General features: G+C 50.5%; 13 protein-coding genes. 11 read left to right on the top strand and 2 right to left on the bottom strand.

All coding sequences use genetic code 11. The features are described from left to right. The 3 genes from recO to acpS all read left to right on the top strand — a co-directional run. Positions 1-653, top strand: a 653-nt coding sequence (gene recO, locus AC6R1A_RS03485) for a DNA repair protein RecO (protein ID WP_500646143.1), incomplete at its 5' end; no start/stop codon positions are given. Continuing rightward, a complete protein-coding gene (pdxJ, locus tag AC6R1A_RS03490) occupies positions 653-1,384 on the top strand; it encodes a pyridoxine 5'-phosphate synthase (RefSeq protein WP_500646144.1) in 732 nt (243 codons plus the stop codon). The genes recO and pdxJ, both read left to right, overlap by 1 nt. 5 nt (positions 1,385-1,389) lie before the next feature. After that, entirely contained in the window at positions 1,390-1,773 is a 384-nt protein-coding gene (acpS, locus tag AC6R1A_RS03495) for a holo-ACP synthase (protein WP_500633442.1), read from the top strand. Positions 1,774-1,787: 14 nt separating this feature from the next. Here acpS and barA read toward each other — a convergent pair whose 3' ends face one another. Continuing rightward, positions 1,788-4,580, bottom strand: coding sequence for a two-component sensor histidine kinase BarA (barA, locus tag AC6R1A_RS03500; protein WP_500633443.1), 2,793 nt, complete (start codon positions 4,578-4,580; stop codon positions 1,788-1,790). Positions 4,581-4,755: 175 nt separating this feature from the next. Here barA and rlmD point away from each other — a divergent pair, with 175 nt between their 5' ends. From rlmD to AC6R1A_RS03530, 6 genes are all read left to right on the top strand, one after another. Next, positions 4,756-6,075 (top strand): 23S rRNA (uracil(1939)-C(5))-methyltransferase RlmD, encoded by a 1,320-nt coding sequence (gene rlmD, locus AC6R1A_RS03505; protein ID WP_500633444.1) that lies wholly within the window; start codon positions 4,756-4,758, stop codon positions 6,073-6,075. 50 nt (positions 6,076-6,125) lie between these two features. Further along, positions 6,126-8,345: a GTP diphosphokinase gene (gene relA / locus AC6R1A_RS03510; RefSeq protein ID WP_500628645.1), complete on the top strand. Its 2,220-nt coding sequence runs from the start codon at positions 6,126-6,128 to the stop codon at positions 8,343-8,345. Between the two features lie 101 nt (positions 8,346-8,446). Next, positions 8,447-9,256: a nucleoside triphosphate pyrophosphohydrolase gene (gene mazG / locus AC6R1A_RS03515; RefSeq protein ID WP_500631809.1), complete on the top strand. Its 810-nt coding sequence runs from the start codon at positions 8,447-8,449 to the stop codon at positions 9,254-9,256. A 172-nt stretch (positions 9,257-9,428) separates the two neighbouring features. Then, positions 9,429-11,069: a CTP synthase gene (gene pyrG / locus AC6R1A_RS03520; protein WP_500633445.1), complete on the top strand. Its 1,641-nt coding sequence runs from the start codon at positions 9,429-9,431 to the stop codon at positions 11,067-11,069. Positions 11,070-11,151: 82 nt separating this feature from the next. Beyond that, positions 11,152-12,453: a phosphopyruvate hydratase gene (eno, locus tag AC6R1A_RS03525; RefSeq protein ID WP_500633446.1), complete on the top strand. Its 1,302-nt coding sequence runs from the start codon at positions 11,152-11,154 to the stop codon at positions 12,451-12,453. 390 nt (positions 12,454-12,843) lie between these two features. Further along, entirely contained in the window at positions 12,844-14,217 is a 1,374-nt protein-coding gene (locus tag AC6R1A_RS03530; RefSeq protein ID WP_500631808.1) for an L-cystine transporter, read from the top strand. Between the two features lie 82 nt (positions 14,218-14,299). On the opposite strand, the gene AC6R1A_RS03535 is transcribed toward AC6R1A_RS03530, so the two are convergent. Continuing rightward, positions 14,300-15,547 carry a multifunctional CCA addition/repair protein gene (locus AC6R1A_RS03535; protein ID WP_500633447.1) on the bottom strand — a complete coding sequence of 416 codons (1,248 nt, stop codon included), beginning with the start codon at positions 15,545-15,547 and terminating at the stop codon, positions 14,300-14,302. A gap of 116 nt (positions 15,548-15,663) precedes the next feature. Between AC6R1A_RS03535 and AC6R1A_RS03540 the strand changes: the two genes are divergently transcribed. Beyond that, positions 15,664-17,319, top strand: coding sequence for an ExeA family protein (locus tag AC6R1A_RS03540; RefSeq protein ID WP_500633448.1), 1,656 nt, complete (start codon positions 15,664-15,666; stop codon positions 17,317-17,319). Beyond that, entirely contained in the window at positions 17,319-18,086 is a 768-nt protein-coding gene (locus AC6R1A_RS03545) for a general secretion pathway protein GspB (protein ID WP_500633449.1), read from the top strand. The genes AC6R1A_RS03540 and AC6R1A_RS03545 overlap by 1 nt, the downstream gene beginning before the upstream one ends. Positions 18,087-18,131 lie beyond the last annotated feature (45 nt).

The following is an 18,131-nucleotide window of genomic DNA, read 5'->3' on the forward strand; positions in this document are numbered from 1 at the left end:
TTGACGTATTCAGTGAAGAGTATGGCCGCATCACCTTGATGGCAAAAGGCGCGCGCAGCAAACGTTCTAACCTCAAAGGGGCGCTGCAACCCTTCACACCACTGCTATTGAAATGGTCAGGCAAAGGTTCAATGAAAACACTGCGCCAAGCCGAGCCGATCAGTTTAGGTCTCCCTCTCTTTGGTATTCATCTCTATTCCGCTATGTACGTCAATGAGTTGATCGGCCGAGTGTTGATGGCCGAAGTGGCGATGCCTGCTCTGTTTCATGACTACCTGCATGCGTTGACGGAGTTGGCGCAAAGCGAGAATCCAGAGCCTGCCTTGCGCCGCTTTGAGTTGGCGCTGCTGTCGGCGATGGGGTATGGCGTGGATTTTTTACACTGTGCGGGCAGTGGCGAGCCAGTCTCACCGGAGATGACCTATCGCTATCGCGAGCAGAAGGGATTCATTGCCTCAGTGCGAAACGACAACCTGACGTTTTTAGGCAATGAACTGATCGCGATCAGCGAGCGTCGCTTCACCACAAAAGAACAACTCAAAGCGGCAAAACGCTTTACACGACTGGCCTTAAAGCCGTATCTTGGCGGCAAACCTTTAAAAAGCAGGGAACTTTTCATCGCAAGGGTTCCCAGAGCACGGAGTATGGAATAATGAGCTCAATCTACCTTGGCGTGAACATCGATCACATCGCAACTCTACGTAACGCACGCGGGACAAAATACCCAGACCCTGTCCATGCCGCAGAAGTGGCTGAGCGCGCCGGTGCAGATGGGATCACCATCCACCTTCGCGAAGATCGCCGTCACATCAACGATCGTGATGTTAGTATCTTACGTGAAACGATTCAAACGCGAATGAATCTGGAAATGGCCGTTACCGATGAAATGGTCGAAATTGCGCTGCAAACCCAGCCAGAGTATGTCTGCTTGGTGCCAGAGAAACGCGAAGAGCTGACCACTGAAGGTGGTCTGGATGTGGTAGGTCAACTTGAGAAAATCAAAGCAGCGACCCAAAAACTCACCGATGCCGGCATTAAAGTCTCTCTGTTCATTGATGCCGATCGCCAGCAAATCGACGCCGCAAAAGCGTGTGGTGCACCCTACATTGAACTGCACACCGGCCACTATGCAGATGCAACCAATGATGCAGACCAACAAGACGAACTGAAAAAGATCGCCGCAGGCGCCAGCTACGCCGCCGATCTCGGCATTACCGTGAATGCCGGGCATGGTCTCACCTATCACAACGTGGCTCCGATTGCGGCCATTCCAGAAATGTACGAGTTGAACATCGGTCACTCTATTATCGGCCGCGCGGCCTTTGACGGTTTGGCAAAAGCCGTGGCTGACATGAAGGCCATTATGGTCGAAGCTAGAAAGTAGTCACTATGGCGATCGTAGGATTAGGCACAGACATTGCGGAAATCGAGCGAGTGGAAAAAGCCCTCGCTCGCAGTGGTGATGCGTTTGCCCAGCGAATCTTAACGCCGCCTGAGCTCGATACGTTTCATACCATTAAACAGAAGGCGCGTTTTCTCGCCAAACGCTTTGCTGCGAAAGAAGCCGCATCAAAAGCATTGGGAACGGGAATCGCGCTCGGCGTGACCTTTCAAGACTTTACCATCAGCAATGACGAACTCGGTGCGCCTGTCCTAACGCTGGCCAATAAAGCTTTAGCATTGGCGAATCAAAAGCAGGTGGCGCATGTCCACCTGTCGATCTCTGATGAGCGCCACTATGCGATGGCGACGGTGATTTACGAATCGGCCTGATGTCAGGCCGAGACCTAATTAAGTGCTAGGTAGTGGGCCGACGCCTCGGTCACTTTTTCCATCTCATCTTGCAACTCAAACAGCTCCGGCTCCACCTCTTCAATACTCGCGTCTGAGCGCAGCGCTTTCTCTAGTGTCGCGCAAATCGACTTAAGACGTGGTACACCGCAATATGAACTGCTGCCATGGAGTTTGTGGACATGATGAATCAGATTCTCTCGAGCTTCTTCATCCCCATCCCCCGAGAGCGCCTGTTCGACAACCGAATTGACCTCGGGGATGTAGTCGACCAGCATTTGTAGCATCTCTTTGGCGAGCGAGGCTTTGTTGGCAGATTGCTTCAGCGCGGCGGGCCAGTCAATGACGATTTGGCTCTCACTTGCGGACGGTGTGCTCGGTAAATCCGGCGTTGTGTGGACTGAAAGGTCGAGCTTTTCCAACTCTTGCACAGTGGCATTGGGGTTCCAGTGCATCAACACCTGCTGCAATACATGCTCTTCTATTGGTTTGGTGAGGTAGTCATCCATGCCGGCTTTAAGTAGGCGGTCGCGCTCGCCTAGCATGGCATGAGCGGTGACAGCGATCACTGGAGTTTGCTCATTGAGCGGCAGTTTTTTGATCGCTTTGGAGGCGGTAACCCCATCCATTTTCGGCATTTGAATGTCCATAAGGATCATATCGAAATGCTGATGTTCCGCTTGCGTGACGGCGTCTTCGCCATTGCTACAGGTGATCACTCGCTCAACGCGCTCTTTGAGTAGGGCGGTGATGAGTTTCAAGTTCGCGGGGTTATCATCCACGGCCATCACCGTCAGTGGCAATTTATCGGTGCTGACAGGCGTGTTGGGCTCCAGAAGAGGCAGCGCCTCTTGGTTCGCGGCTAACGTCTGTAGAAGCTTACGGCGTGACAATGGTTTGGTGATGCAGTGAACTTGATACTTTTGAATCAAGTGATCAGACAAAGCAAGGGCGGTACTTGGCATGCCGAGGACAACGTGCGGCGCGTAGGCCATGGCGCGTTCCACCAAGCTTTCCACTTCGCTAACGGTGTTATCTTGGTTCGGCGCCAGATTAAGCAGCACGTAATCATAGTTGGCGGCTTCTTCAGGCATCGACGAGCGGTAAGTGACCGACAACCCTTCGCGAGTCAACATGTTTTGTACGATCGAGGCCGCTTGCATATTAGGTTCAATTAGCAGCAACTGGCGCTGCGCTAGGGCTTGCGCTTCGATGAGATCGCTCACCGGCATATCGGTGGCATGCAATCTCAAGGTAAACCAGAAGGTAGAGCCTTGGTGCAAGCGACTGGTTAGGCTGATTTCACCGCCCATTTGACTGACGAGTTTCTGCGTGATGACCAGCCCAAGCCCGGTGCCACCATAGCGGCGCGAGATGCTGGCGTCTGCTTGACTAAAGGCTTGGAAAAGCTGCGCTTGTTGACGCTCTGAGATACCGATACCCGTGTCGCGTACCATAAATTGCAACTCGACCACGTCATCGCGCTGTGAGCGAAGTTCGACGCTGATATCGATGTTGCCACGCTCAGTAAACTTGATGGAGTTGCCCACCAGGTTGGTCAACACTTGTTGGATGCGCAGCGGATCGCCGGCGAGACCCGCCGGAATTTTCGGATCCACTTTGAGCGTCAACTCTAGCCCTTTTTCATGGGCGCTGGTGGCTTGCAGGCTAACCACCTCTTCCAGCGACTCTTGGAACTCAAAAGGAATATTCTCCAGCGCCAGCTTACCTGCTTCAAGTTTCGAGAAATCAAGGATGTCATTGATGATGTTGAGCAAGTTGTTGGCGGAGCGTTCGATGGTCTGCAAGTAATCGGTTTGGCTGTTGGTGAGTTTGGTTTTCAACATCTGGCGAGTAAAACCGATCACACCATTGAGCGGCGTTCTTAGCTCGTGTGACATGTTTGCCAGAAACTCGGATTTCACTCGCGCCGCTTCTTGCGCGCGTTTTTTCGCAATATCGAGCTCGACGTTTTGGATCTCAAGTTGTTCAAGGGTTTCGCGTAGATCGGAAGTGGCTTGGTCGATGCTGTGCTGCATTTCCACATGGTATTCCGACAGCGAGACCGCCATTGCGTTGATGCCGTTTTTCAACGAGTCGAGCTCGCCGTGCATTTTGCCTTCGATACGCACATCCAAATGCCCGCGACGAATGCGATCCACCATGTTTTTCATGTGAGAGATCGGACGGGTCACGTCGTACATCAAGCGGTAGGCGAAGACGGCGGATAGGCCGAGTCCGACGAGCAACACTAACGCAGCGGCAAAAATCTCTTGATACTGCTGCAAGCGCAGCGAAGAGAGATCGAGCTCAATCGAGACATAGCCGAGTGCTGGTGTGGTACTTTGCCCTTCGAGTGTGGCGGTTAAGCCCGCCTCAGAGATAACGGGCGCGCGAAGAATTAAGGTGTTGTCGCGCAAATCAGAGGTGAGTAGCAGCGGTATGGGCTCTTGTTTTGGAAAGGTCAGCGACTCGAAGTTAGGGTGAAAGTTCGAGGTCACGAACAGATCGTGCTTGTAATCAAATACGGCAATACTGCGGACAAATTTCGAGTTCTTACGATGCGCAAAGCTGATGATGCGCCTGACGGCTTCGCGGCTGTTGTTGCGAAGCCCATCTTCACTGGCAATCGCCAAAGGCTCAACGATATTTAAACCTGAATTTATGACCTGAGTTTCCAAATCGTGATAGCGATTAAAGGAAAAGAAGGCGGTCAGTAGAAGACCGATGATCAATGTGGGGGCGAGAGTAAGAGAAATAACGCGGGCGCGTAAGCCATATCTGGTCATTATTGTCTAAACATCGTGGTGTGGATATGGGAAAATAACTTCCATAAATAGAAGCCGCCGAAGGTTTAAGCATAATCAACTCGGTCGGCTCACACAATGATTCTGCTGTAAAAGCGGGAATCGACACTGTAATTAGAGCAAATACAGTCTGTTGACTGCGAAATAGGCACGGCACATGGCGCGTTTCTTCCAACCTAAAAAGAAAACTCAACTCAATACTAAGCATCAATCTGTTCTGGTCGAGAAACTCGATCACCACGGTGCGGGCATGGCATACCAAAATAAAAAGCCGATTTTTATTGAAGGCGCTTTGCCTAAAGAAGAGGTATTGATTCAACTGACGGAAAGCAAAGCCAAGTACGAGCGTGCCAAATTGATCAAAGTTCTCACGCCTAGTTCAGAGCGTATTGCGCCATTTTGCCCGCATTACGACATGTGTGGCGGTTGTAACATGCAGCACGTCTCTAACGCCGATCAACAAGCGCATAAATCGCGCACCTTAGCGCAGTTGATGCGCAAATTCAGCGGACAGGATGCAGCGCTCTCAGCCCTGATTTCTGGGGATGAGCAAGGCTATCGCCGCCGCGCGCGCATCAGTATCAAGTGGGATAAAAAGCAGCATCAGTTACAGTTTGGTTTTCGTAAAAAACAGAGCCAAGAGATCATCACACTGACCGATTGCCCAGTATTGGCACCAGAGCTAAGCGCGTTAATGGCGCCACTGTATGCCTTGTTGTCGGAGTTCAGTCAGCCAGAGCACCTTGGCCATGTGGAGTTGGTGAAAGGAGACAACGTCAATATTCTGGTTGTAAGACATCTCAAGCCGCTGGCCGAGAGTGAAGAGGCGGCGTTGATCGCCTTTGCGACCACTCACCACATCACTCTTTACCTGATGCCGGAAAGTCATCAGTTGAAGTTGGTGAAGGGCGAGGCTGGGGTCTACCAAGAAGCAGGCGTGACTATTGCGTTTGAACCAAATAACTTTATTCAGGTCAATCAGAAGGTCAACGCGCAAATGGTCCAACAGGCAATGGCGTGGCTAACGTTGAGCGACAGCGATCGTGTGTTGGATCTGTTTTGCGGTCTAGGCAACTTTAGCTTGCCAATCGCTAAGCAGGTTGCGCATGTGGTTGGTGTTGAAGGTGTGGAGGCGATGGTTGAGAAAGCGGCGAACAATGCGGCGCTCAATCAACTCTCCAATGTCGAGTTTTTCCAAGCGAATTTGGAGCTGCCCATCGCAAATAACGCCTGGGCGGGCGAAAAGTTCGATAAAGTGTTGCTCGACCCAGCACGAGCGGGCGCGAGTGGTATCGTAGAACAACTTTCTGCCTTGGGTGCGACTCGTGTCGTTTATGTTTCTTGCAATCCTGCTACCCTAGCAAGGGATTCGCAAAGCCTTCTCGAGCAGGGCTACCAATTAGAAAAACTCGCGATGTTGGATATGTTCCCCCATACCAGCCATTTAGAATCAATGGCGTTATTTGTTAAGGATTAGACCCGCCCGTTGGGCGAGGTTAAAAAAATAAAAAAACTAGGACGATAGAGATGGTTGCGGTAAGAAGCGCACACTTAAATCAAGACGAACAGTTTGAGCTAGAAAAATGGATTGCGAGCCTGAATCAGGACGCAAAAATTGCCCAGCGCTTAAAAGAAGTGTACCGCCAGTGTGAAAAGGTACTTGAGGGTAATGAACAAGGCCCACTGCTGTTATGGCGTGGCCGTGAAATGATCGAAATTTTAATCACGCTGTCGATGGACAAAGCCACCTTAGTGGCGGCGCTGCTGTTTCCGCTCGTCTCGGCTGGTGCCTACGCGCGTGATGCCTTTGAAGAAGACTTTGGCAAAGAAACCATCAAACTGATTGATGGCGTAGAAGAGATGGCGGCACTTGGCCAGCTCAACATCACCATGGAAGGCAGCGCTGCATCGGCGCAGGTGGACAATGTCCGCCGAATGCTACTGGCGATGGTTGATGACTTTCGCTGCGTAATCATTAAGTTAGCTGAGCGAATCTGCAACCTCATTGAAGTAAAGAAAGCGCCCGATGAAGTGCGCCGCGCTGCAGCGAAAGAGTGTGCGAATATCTACGCACCACTGGCCAACCGTTTGGGTATCGGTCAGTTGAAGTGGGAAATTGAAGACTACGCCTTTCGTTACCAGCAACCGGAAACCTACAAACAGATTGCTAAACAGCTCTCTGAGCGACGCATTGTCCGTGAGCAGTACATCAAAGATTTTGTCGATGATCTCTCCGATGAAATGAAAGAGGCGGGCATCAACGCGGAAGTGAGCGGGCGTCCCAAGCACATCTATAGCATCTGGCGCAAAATGCAGAAGAAAAATTTGGCGTTCGATGAGCTGTTTGACGTGCGCGCAGTGCGCATCATCGCCGATAAACTGCAAGACTGTTACGCCGCACTGGGGATGGTGCACACCAAATACAAACACCTGCCCAGTGAGTTTGATGACTATGTCGCAAACCCAAAACCGAATGGCTACCAATCCATTCACACCGTAATTCTCGGCCCAGAAGGCAAGACCATCGAGATTCAGATCCGCACCAAGCAGATGCACGAAGATTCTGAACTTGGCGTGGCCGCGCACTGGAAATACAAAGAGGGCGGCGCTGGTCGCAGTGGGTACGATGAGAAAATTACCTGGCTACGCAAACTGCTTGATTGGCAAGAGGAGATGTCCGACTCGGGTGAGATGTTGGATGAAGTGCGCAGCCAAGTGTTTGATGACCGCGTCTATGCCTTTACTCCGCGTGGCGATGTCGTCGACTTACCGATGGGCGCGACTCCGCTCGATTTTGCTTACCACATTCACTCAGAAGTGGGGCATCGCTGTATTGGTGCCAAAGTAGCGGGCCGTATCGTACCTTTTACCCATAAATTGTCGATGGGCGATCAAGTGGAGATCATTACCGCTAAAGAGCCCAACCCATCGCGCGACTGGTTAAACCCGTCGATGGGGTTTGTGACCTCAGGGCGAGCACGCGCGAAGATCAATGCTTGGTTCCGCAAGCAGTCTCGTGAGAAAAACCTCGAGGCGGGGCGCGAGATTCTCGAGGTGGAACTGGCGAAAATTGGTGCGACGTTAAAAGACGCCGAGCGTTACTCGCTGAAGCGCTTCAACGTTAACTCGACCGATGAACTGTTTGTTGGGGTGGGCAGTGGTGATTTGCGGATTAACCAGATCATTAATCATATCAATGCGTTGGTGAACAAGCCCACCGCTGAAGAAGAAGACAAGCAAGCACTAGAAAAGCTCCAAGAAGCAGAGCACAAAGCGCCGGCTCAGAGCCGCCCTAAGAAGGATGCGGTTGTGGTCGAAGGGGTCGACAACTTGATGACTCACCTCGCTCGATGCTGTCAGCCAATCCCGGGCGATGAAATCTGCGGTTATATCACCCAGGGCCGTGGCATTTCAGTACATCGCGCCGATTGTGAGCAGCTTGATGAGTTAAGGCACCATGCACCAGAACGTATTATTGATACCGTTTGGGGCAGCGGTTTTGTGGGCTCCTACATTCTCACCGTCCGTGTTGAGGCGATGGAGCGCGGTGGGCTGTTAAAAGACATCACTACGCTGTTTGCTAATGAGAAAATCAAAGTGACCAGCATGAAGAATCGCGTCGACTACCGTAAACAGTTATCGATCATGGATTTTGATCTTGAAGTGAACAACATCGAGGTGTTATCACGGGTGATCAAACGTGTGGAACAGATCCGAGACGTGATGAGCGTTAAACGTTTGGGCTAACCGGAATCCGTAGCAATTATTGACAATGCGCGTTAAGCGCGACCAACAGTTCGAAGGTGAGTGGTTATGCTGCTCACCTTTTCATTTTGTGAGGGAGAGGCATGAGTCATCCAATTGAACAATTAGAGCAAATCATGGCCAAGCTGCGTGATCCAGAACACGGCTGCCCATGGGATTTAAAGCAGTCTTTCGACACCATAGTGCCGCACACCATTGAAGAAACCTATGAAGTGGTGGATGCGATTCACAACCGCGATTGGACCAATCTAAAAGAAGAGCTTGGCGATCTGTTGTTCCAGGTGATTTTCTACAGTCAACTGGCTAAAGAGCAGCAATTGTTTGATTTTTCTGAGGTGGTCGACACAGTGAATGAAAAACTCACGCGCCGTCACCCGCATGTCTTTGGTCAAGCGGAGTTTGCCAGCGACGAGGAAATTAACGCCAATTGGGAGGCGGAAAAAGCCAAAGAGAAAGCGCAACTAGGCAAAAATGAACAAAGTATCCTAGACTCAATACCAGCTTCTCTACCGGCGCTTTCTCGTGCTACAAAAATTCAGAAAAAGTGCGCCAAAGTGGGTTTTGATTGGGACACTTTAGGACCAGTGGTGGATAAAGTACGCGAGGAGGTCGATGAAGTCGTCGCGGAAGCGGTCCAAGTCTCGGTGCAAGATGACAAGGTCGAGATGGAGCTCGGTGATTTGCTGTTTGCGGTGGTGAATCTTGCTCGTCACCTCGGTCATGACCCAGAATCGGCATTGAGTAAGGCGAATCTTAAGTTTGTGCGTCGCTTTAAAGGCGTAGAATCACGCGTTGCGGCGCAGAATAAGACGCTAGAACAGTTACCCTTAGAGGCGCTTGATGCTCTGTGGGATGAAGTAAAAGCGGCGGAAAAAAATACTCGCTCAGAGTAATCACGCGAATTCGTCTGAGTACAGTCAGCCGTCGTGTGAATTTGATTTGAAGCAAAAAAGAAAAAATCACAGTGTGATAGATTTCACGTTGTGGCGGTTAGGGTCTTCTGGTATATTTTCGTCCCGTCCAGAAGAATTCCATTTCCCTCATTCAACCAATTTCAGGTTAAACATGACGACAAATTACATTTTTGTTACTGGCGGGGTTGTATCCTCTCTAGGTAAAGGTATTGCAGCTGCATCTCTAGCCGCTATTCTAGAAGCTCGTGGTCTTAAAGTGACCATGATGAAGCTTGACCCTTACATCAACGTTGACCCGGGCACCATGAGCCCAACTCAGCACGGTGAAGTGTTCGTCACGGAAGATGGCGCAGAGACCGACCTAGATCTTGGTCACTATGAGCGTTTCATTCGCACCAAGATGACTAAGCGCAATAACTTTACTGCCGGTCGTGTTTACGCAGACGTGCTTCGCAAAGAGCGTCGTGGTGACTACCTAGGTGCCACCATTCAAGTTATCCCTCACATCACTAACGCCATCAAAGACCGTGTTATTGCCGGTTCTGAAGGGCACGATGTGGCTATCGTTGAAGTTGGTGGTACGGTCGGTGACATCGAGTCATTGCCGTTTATGGAAGCGATTCGTCAGCTTGCTGTTGAACTCGGCCGTGAACGTGCGATGTTCATGCACTTGACGCTAGTCCCTTACCTTGCTGCGGCGGGTGAAGTGAAAACCAAGCCGACTCAGCACTCAGTGAAAGAGCTGCTCTCTATCGGTATCCAACCTGATATTCTGGTTTGTCGTAGCGATCGCATGATCCCAGCGAACGAGCGTAAGAAAATTGCCCTTTTCTGTAACGTTCCTGAGAAAGCGGTGATTTCGATGAAGGATGTGGATTCGATCTACAAGATCCCTCAACTGATCAAATCGCAAGGTCTTGATGATCTTGTGTGTGCACGTTTTGGTATCGACGCTCCAGAAGCAGACCTGTCTGAATGGGAGCAGGTTATCTATGAAGAAGCGAACCCAACGGGCGAAGTGACCATCGGTATGATCGGTAAATACATCGAACTGCCGGACGCGTACAAATCAGTCAACGAAGCGCTCAAGCATGCTGGCTTGAAAAACCGCTTGAACGTCACCATTAAATACGTAGATTCACAAGATGTTGAGACTAAAGGCATTGAAGTGCTTGCCGGTCTTGACGCTATTCTAGTACCGGGCGGTTTTGGTGACCGTGGTATCGAAGGTAAGATTCGCGCAGCGCAATACGCGCGTGAAAACAATGTCCCTTACCTTGGTATCTGTCTTGGTATGCAAGTCGCATTGATTGAATACGCTCGTAACGTTGCGGGTATGGAAGGCGCGCATTCAACAGAATTTAATAAAGAGACGAAATACCCTGTGGTAGGCTTGATCACTGAGTGGGTCGACGGTGAAGGTAAAGTTGAAGAACGTACCGAAACGTCGGATCTTGGTGGTACTATGCGTCTTGGCTCTCAGCTATGTCACTTAGAGAAAGGAACTAAGGCTCGCGAGCTTTATGGTAGCGCGACGATTCATGAACGTCACCGTCACCGTTACGAAGTGAACAACGTCCTTCGACCACAAATTGAAAAAGCGGGCTTGAAGGTCTCTGGTCTTTCTGCAGACAAGAAGCTGGTGGAAATGATTGAAAACCCTGCGCACCCATGGTTCGTTGCGGCTCAGTTCCACCCAGAATTCACATCGACGCCTCGTGATGGTCACCCATTATTCGCAGGCTTCGTGAAAGCCGCTGGTCAGCACTCACGCGGCGAGTTTGAGAAGTAAGTAAAAAGGATACGGGCGGCGGCGAAGGTTGTGCTGCTGCCTTTTAAATTTGACATTTATATTTGAACGAGAGGAAACATTAATGTCTAAGATCGTTAAAGTTCTAGGTCGTGAAATCATCGACTCACGTGGTAACCCAACTGTAGAAGCTGAAGTACACCTAGAAGGCGGTTTCGTAGGTATGGCTGCTGCTCCATCTGGCGCATCTACTGGTTCTCGCGAAGCTCTTGAGCTACGTGACGGTGACAAAGCACGTTTCCTAGGTAAAGGTGTTCTTAAAGCTGTTGAAGCAGTAAACGGCGAAATCGCAACTGCTCTAACAGGTAAAGACGCGAAAGACCAAGCGGCTATCGACGCAATCATGATCGAGCTAGACGGCACTGAGAACAAATCTAAGTTCGGTGCAAACGCAATCCTAGCGGTTTCTCTAGCGAACGCTAAAGCTGCTGCAGCAGCGAAAGGCATGCCTCTATACGAGCACATCGCTGAGCTAAACGGTACTGCTGGTCAGTTCTCTATGCCTCTACCAATGATGAACATCATCAACGGTGGTGAGCACGCAGACAACAACGTTGACATCCAAGAGTTCATGATTCAACCAGTTGGCGCTAAGACTCTTAAAGAAGGTCTACGTATCGGTGCTGAAGTATTCCACAACCTAGCTAAAGTTCTTAAGTCTAAAGGCTACAGCACTGCAGTGGGTGACGAAGGTGGTTTCGCTCCAAACCTTAAGTCTAACGCTGAAGCGCTAGAAGTGATCGCAGAAGCGGTTGCAGCGGCAGGTTACGAACTAGGTAAAGACGTAACTCTAGCTATGGACTGTGCTGCATCTGAGTTCTTCGACAAAGAAGCTGGCATCTACAACATGAAAGGCGAAGGTAAGACTTTCTCTTCTGAAGAGTTCAACCACTACCTAGCTGAGCTAGCAAGCAAGTTCCCAATCGTTTCTATCGAAGATGGTCTAGACGAGTCTGACTGGACTGGCTTCAAGCACCAAACTGAACTACTAGGTGACAAGCTTCAACTAGTAGGTGACGATCTATTCGTTACTAACACTAAGATCCTTGCTGAAGGTATCGAGAAAGGCGTAGCTAACTCTATCCTTATCAAGTTCAACCAAATCGGTTCTCTAACTGAGACTCTAGCTGCAATCAAGATGGCTAAAGACGCAGGTTACACAGCTGTAATCTCTCACCGCAGCGGCGAAACTGAAGATGCAACTATCGCTGACCTAGCGGTAGGTACTGCTGCAGGTCAAATCAAGACAGGTTCTATGAGCCGTTCTGACCGTGTTGCTAAGTACAACCAGCTAATCCGTATCGAGGAAGCGCTAGGTGAGCGTGCACCTTTCAACGGTCTTAAAGAAGTAAAAGGCCAAGCTTAATTCTTTATTGAATAAGGTCTAGCTTTAAAGCTCTTTAGAAACGCTCCACTTCGGTGGAGCGTTTTTTTTTGGAAACGCTCGGTGAGCGTGCACCTCCATATTTCAAGGAAGCGGTCTCAAAGAAGTAAAAGGTCAAGCTTAATTCTTTATTGAATAAGGCTTAGCTTTAACGCTTTTTGGAAACGCTCCACTTCGGTGGGGCGTTTTTGTTTTTCTATCCACATTATCAATGATGTTTACGACTTATTTACATTGCTGTTCATTATGCACTCAGTTCTATAACTAAAGTGTCTAGATAATGGAAATTGAGTATTTTCTATTTTGCCAACAAACCGTTACCGTATTTGTCTTACATTATTCAAATAACAACGTTGGTTAAAAGGAAACATCATGAGTGTCGCAGTGATTGCAAATTTAGTGGTATTTGCAGCGCTTCTTTTCTTCTTGAATCTTCAGCAAAGAAAAGGCGCAACACTATCAAGACAAGTGCTGATTGGATTGGTGCTAGGTAGTGGATTTGGTTTAGCGTTACAGCTGATTTACGGTGAAGGTAGCCTAGCGATTGGTGCGAGCCTAGACTGGATCAATGTGGTTGGCCGCGGTTATGTTGGTTTGCTGCAAATGGTCATCATGCCTTTGGTACTGGTCTCAATGTTTGCGGCGGTAGTGAAGCTTGAGAACTCGGCCTCCCTTGGCAAAATTAGTGGCTTAACCATTGGCGTGCTGCTGTTTACCACCGCGATTTCTGCTTTGATTGGTATTGCAGTGACGCAAGGCTTTGGTCTTTCTGCGGAAGGCTTAACAGAAGGTTCGCGTGAAGCGGCGCGTCTGTCTGCCTTAGAAGGTCGAATGGATCGTGTCAGTGACCTGACGATTCCCCAGATGCTAGTCAGCTTTATTCCAACCAACCCCTTTGCTGATCTGACGGGTGCGCGTTCGACCTCGATTATCGCCGTGGTGATCTTCGGTATCCTTTCTGGCGTTGCCGCGCGTAAGGTGATGTTGGAAAAAACCGAACTGGCGGCGCCGATTCGTACCTTTGTTGAAGCTGTGCAATCCATTGTCATGCGCCTAGTGAAAATGATCATGGCTCTGACGCCTTACGGTATTGCCGCTTTGATGGCCAAAGTGGTCGCGACCTCAAGTGCGAGTGATATTCTTAATCTGCTGGGCTTTATCATCGCCTCTTACTTTGCGATTGCGTTGATGTTCCTTGTGCATGGTGTGTTGGTCTCTTTTGTTGGCGTGAGCCCGAAAGAGTACTTCACTAAGATCTGGCCAGTATTGACCTTTGCTTTCACGTCACGCAGCTCGGCAGCGACCATTCCATTGAACGTTGAAGCGCAAATCAGCAAATTAAAAGTGCCGCCTGCGATTGCCAACTTATCCGCCTCATTTGGTGCCACTATTGGTCAAAATGGTTGTGCGGGTATCTATCCGGCGATGTTGGCTGTGATGGTCGCGCCGACGGTTGGTATCAACCCAATGGACATCAACTTTATCCTGTCGTTGGTGGCGATCATTACTATTAGCTCATTCGGTATTGCTGGTGTAGGTGGCGGCGCGACCTTTGCTGCACTGATTGTGTTGCCTGCGATGGGGCTGCCGGTAACAATTGCTGCACTATTGATCTCGATTGAGCCGTTGATTGATATGGCACGTACAGCGCTCAATGTCTCAGGCGCGATGACAGCCGGTACGATTACCAGTCGCTTGTTAAAACAGAAAGCGGATGAGCGGGAACTCAATGAGCAAAGCGCATAACCGTTACTCTGTGTAGAGTGGAAAGCCTAAGCCTTGTTGCTTAGGCTTTTTTCGTTTCGGTGACGATTTTTCTTTTAAGCATCTACTCTTCGTTTTGGTCACTAGAGAGACGCTTCGCTTTGCTTTGGGCAATCGCTTCGACGCGGCGTTGATTGAGCGCTTGGCGAATCTCTGCACCTTGATAACCAGCGGCAATGATGTCTTTGACTTCAACGCTCAGCGCCGCTTGGTAGGCTTGTTCGAACCATAGTTTTTGTGGATAGGGTGCGGTCTCAAAGCCTTTTCTTCCCTGGCTATCTGCCATGCAGCAGAGCAGGATATCGTCTAATCGTTCAGGCTTTCGCCAGACGTCAAAGGTATCGAGCACTTTGAGTAGCGTTGCCGGCTTGAGCTCAGCGGCGCGATGAATATTGGAGTGGTATTGGCAGACGAGCAACGCCAAATCGCGGTATTCATTAGGGATCTTAACTCGTTCACATAGGCCTCTAATCAATTTGAGCCCGGTATGACAGTGCAGTTTGTGACTTGGCCACTCGTTTTTCGGCGTGACACCTTTGCCGAGATCGTGTACTTGAGCGGCAAAACGCACGCTTGCAGAAGGCGACAAGCGCGCCGCACGTTCAGCGACCATTAGCGTGTGGATACCAGTATCGATTTCTGGGTGCCATTGCTCTGGTTGCGGTACGCCAAATAGGGCGTCAAGTTCGGGCAGAACGACTGCGAGCGCGCCGCATTCGCGCAGTACGGAAAGAAAAATGTGCGGGTTCTCTGTGGTGAGCGACTTTTGCCACTCCAGCCAGATTCGCTCAGGGGTAAGTTGAGACAGTTCTCCCGACTCGGCAATGGAGCGCATCAAGCCCAGCGTTTCTTGAGCGACCTCAAAGCCTAAATGATGGAGTTTTGCTGCGAATCGAGCGACTCTTAACACGCGCAGCGGGTCTTCCACAAACGCCTCTGAGACATGACGAAGTTGGCGCAGCTCGATGTCGTTTAGGCCACCGTAGGGATCAATCAGCTGTCCCTCACTGTCTTGCGCGATGGCGTTAATGGTCAAATCGCGGCGGCGTAAATCCTCTTCGAGCGTCACATCCGGTGCGAAGTAGCAATCAAAGCCAGTGTAGCCCGCACCGGTTTTCCGCTCTGTGCGTGCAAGCGCGTACTCTTGCTTCGTCTTAGGGTGAAGAAAGACAGGGAACTCTTTACCTACGGGGGTGTAGCCTTGCGCGATAAGATCATCGGGTGTGGCCCCAACGATCACCCAATCCTGATCGTAAACGTCAATATTGAGCAGGTGATCGCGTACCGCGCCACCGACAAGGTATCGTTTCATGGCCACTCCTTCTCATTTTAAAACATAGCCGTTGGCTAATTGGGTGTGCAATGGTACTTTTCTTATCAACAAATGCCCAGCAACAAATAGTCGCCACCCACTCAGAGACGAGATGCATGTACAAACACCACTTTGCTTTTCATGAGTTCCCTTTCTCGATTGTGCCTAGCTCTCGTTTTCTCTATCTCAGCCAGCGTCACAAAGAAGCGATCTTTCGCCTCACCTCTGGTTTAGGGGAAGGGGGCGGTTTTGCCATGTTAACCGGAGAAGTGGGGACGGGCAAAACCACAGTGGCCAAGGCGATGTTGAATGACTTGGATGTGATCGTCGATCAAGGACGCCTGCAAGCTGGTTTTATACTCAACCCAACCTTTTCCGAATCAGAGTTGCTAGAAGCCATCTGTGATGAGTTCTCCATTGCCTATTCTCATGACGCCTCACTGAAGCAATTGAGTCAGGCCATCCACCAGTTTTTAATTGAGAGTTACGCGCAAGGTCGACAAACCTTGTTGGTGATTGATGAAGCTCAGCACCTCAGTTCGCAAGTGCTTGAGCAGCTGCGCCTATTGACCAACCTTGAAACCGAGCAGCACAAGCTATTGAAAGTGTTATTAATTGGTCAGCCTGAGTTACAGCAAAAATTGCAAATGCCGATCTTGCGTCAGTTGGCGCAAAGGATCACGGGCCGCTACCATTTGCTCCCTCTAGACGGTGCCGAAACCGCGAACTATGTTCGTCATCGGCTGACACTCGCCGGCGGCGATCCTGATCTTTTCTCTTCGCGCTCGCTCAAGTGGATCGCCACCCAAACGCAAGGGATCCCAAGGTTGATCAACTTGGTGTGTGACGCGGCGCTGCGTCATGCCTACTCGAGCGGTGAGCTAAAGCCTAGCCATGACAGTGTGCAGCGTGCCTGTGATGAGGTGATGAGCTTCCAGCCTTCGTTTCAAGTCACTCGCCCTCGCCATTCGGTAAGAGCCTCAGGTGCACCCTATTGGTTTGCGGCTGCAATAGGTATCGCGTTAAGTGTTGTGGGTTATCAAAGTGCGCCGCTTTGGGCTGATGATCTGATTACGCAGCAAGTCGCCCGCAGTCACCCTATCCAGCACCGTGAACCGATGATCAACCATGTGCTGCCAGATACGCTGAAAACGGCACTCGACTCCGCTATCAATCTTGAGCAAGGTTTAGCGAACTTGTATCGCGTCTGGGGCTATCAGGCATCCGTGTTGGATAAGCTCTGTTTGGAGAATGAGCAAAGCGTGTTTCAATGCCAACTGACTCAAGGGGATTTAGCCACTTTGGTGCAAGCCAATCGCCCAGTGCTGCTCACGTTGGGGGAGGCAGACTCCCCACGTTATGTGGTGTTGTATCAACTCGATTCAGATCACGCAACGCTGTTGCTTGACGGGCAGTTGTACACCTTGCCCAGCGCCGAACTTGAGAGGCGTTGGAATGGCGAGTATCGACATATTTGGCGGCGCTATTGGGGAGGCACGCTCAAGCCTGGCATGGAAGGGAAGGCCATTGCCGCGCTCGACGCTCATCTCTCCTCAATCCTTGCTCAGCCTTCAACACAAAGTGCACGCTTTGATGAGGCGCTAGAGCAAAAAGTGAGATTGTTCCAACGTTGGCAGGGGCTCACGGTTGATGGGATTGCTGGCTCGAAAACGCTGCGTAAAATTGAGCAGATGAGTCTACATGAGGCTCCGCGGTTGGATACCCGGATGGTCATGGCTAATCACAGCGTGGATGCGCAGGAGAACCGCTGATGTCACAAATGATGAAAGCTTTGAAGGCGTCCCAGCATCGCTATCAAGCGGCATCTGCACCTGGCGATGTCAACAACTCGCCGATAGACAGCGTTGCAACGCGCCCAAGTATGATGGTCATGAGCTTGCTGATATTGCTGCCTGCCTCGCTAGGAGTAGGGTTGGGTGTTGAGCGTCACTACCGTCAAGTGGAAGCCGACTGGCTCCTCAAGCAAACGGCGTCGCCTAGTGTCATTGAGCGCCCTGTCGAGTTCAGTGTTACCCCTTGGCAAGACGAGCAGGCGTTGGCCATGACGTACGAACTCACCCTTTATGATGTACAAGCAGTGCCGAGCTACTCTCGTAGCCATGAGGCCGAGGGTCGTCAACCAATGGATACACAGCTGGTATATCGCCAATCTAAAGTACAGGCTTCGCCTCAACCTTTCATTGATGACTTAGATCTCTCTCAGCTATCGCCCGAGTTAGCCCTTCGCGTGCAAAGTGCCCTCAAACCGTCGTCAACACCCACTCCGACGTCGAATGTCAGTCAACTCGCGCAGCAAGGTCTCAAGTGGACGGGGCAGTTACCCGCGCTCAATTTCCAAACTCATGTCTATTCAAGCAAGCAAGATAAACGCTGGGTTAAGGTCAATGGTATCGAGTATCAAGAGGGAGACTGGATCGCAACCGGGGTTCAACTGGTGTCAATTGAACCGCAGCACTGTATGGTGAGTTTCTCGGGTGAGAGGATTGAAATCCCAGCCTTGTATGATTGGCAAGGGTAGCCCTAGGGCTAGTGTAAAAAACAGAGGGAAAAGAAAAGGTCGCAT

This window comes from Vibrio sp. R10-SG3-ISO3, assembly GCF_059834225.1.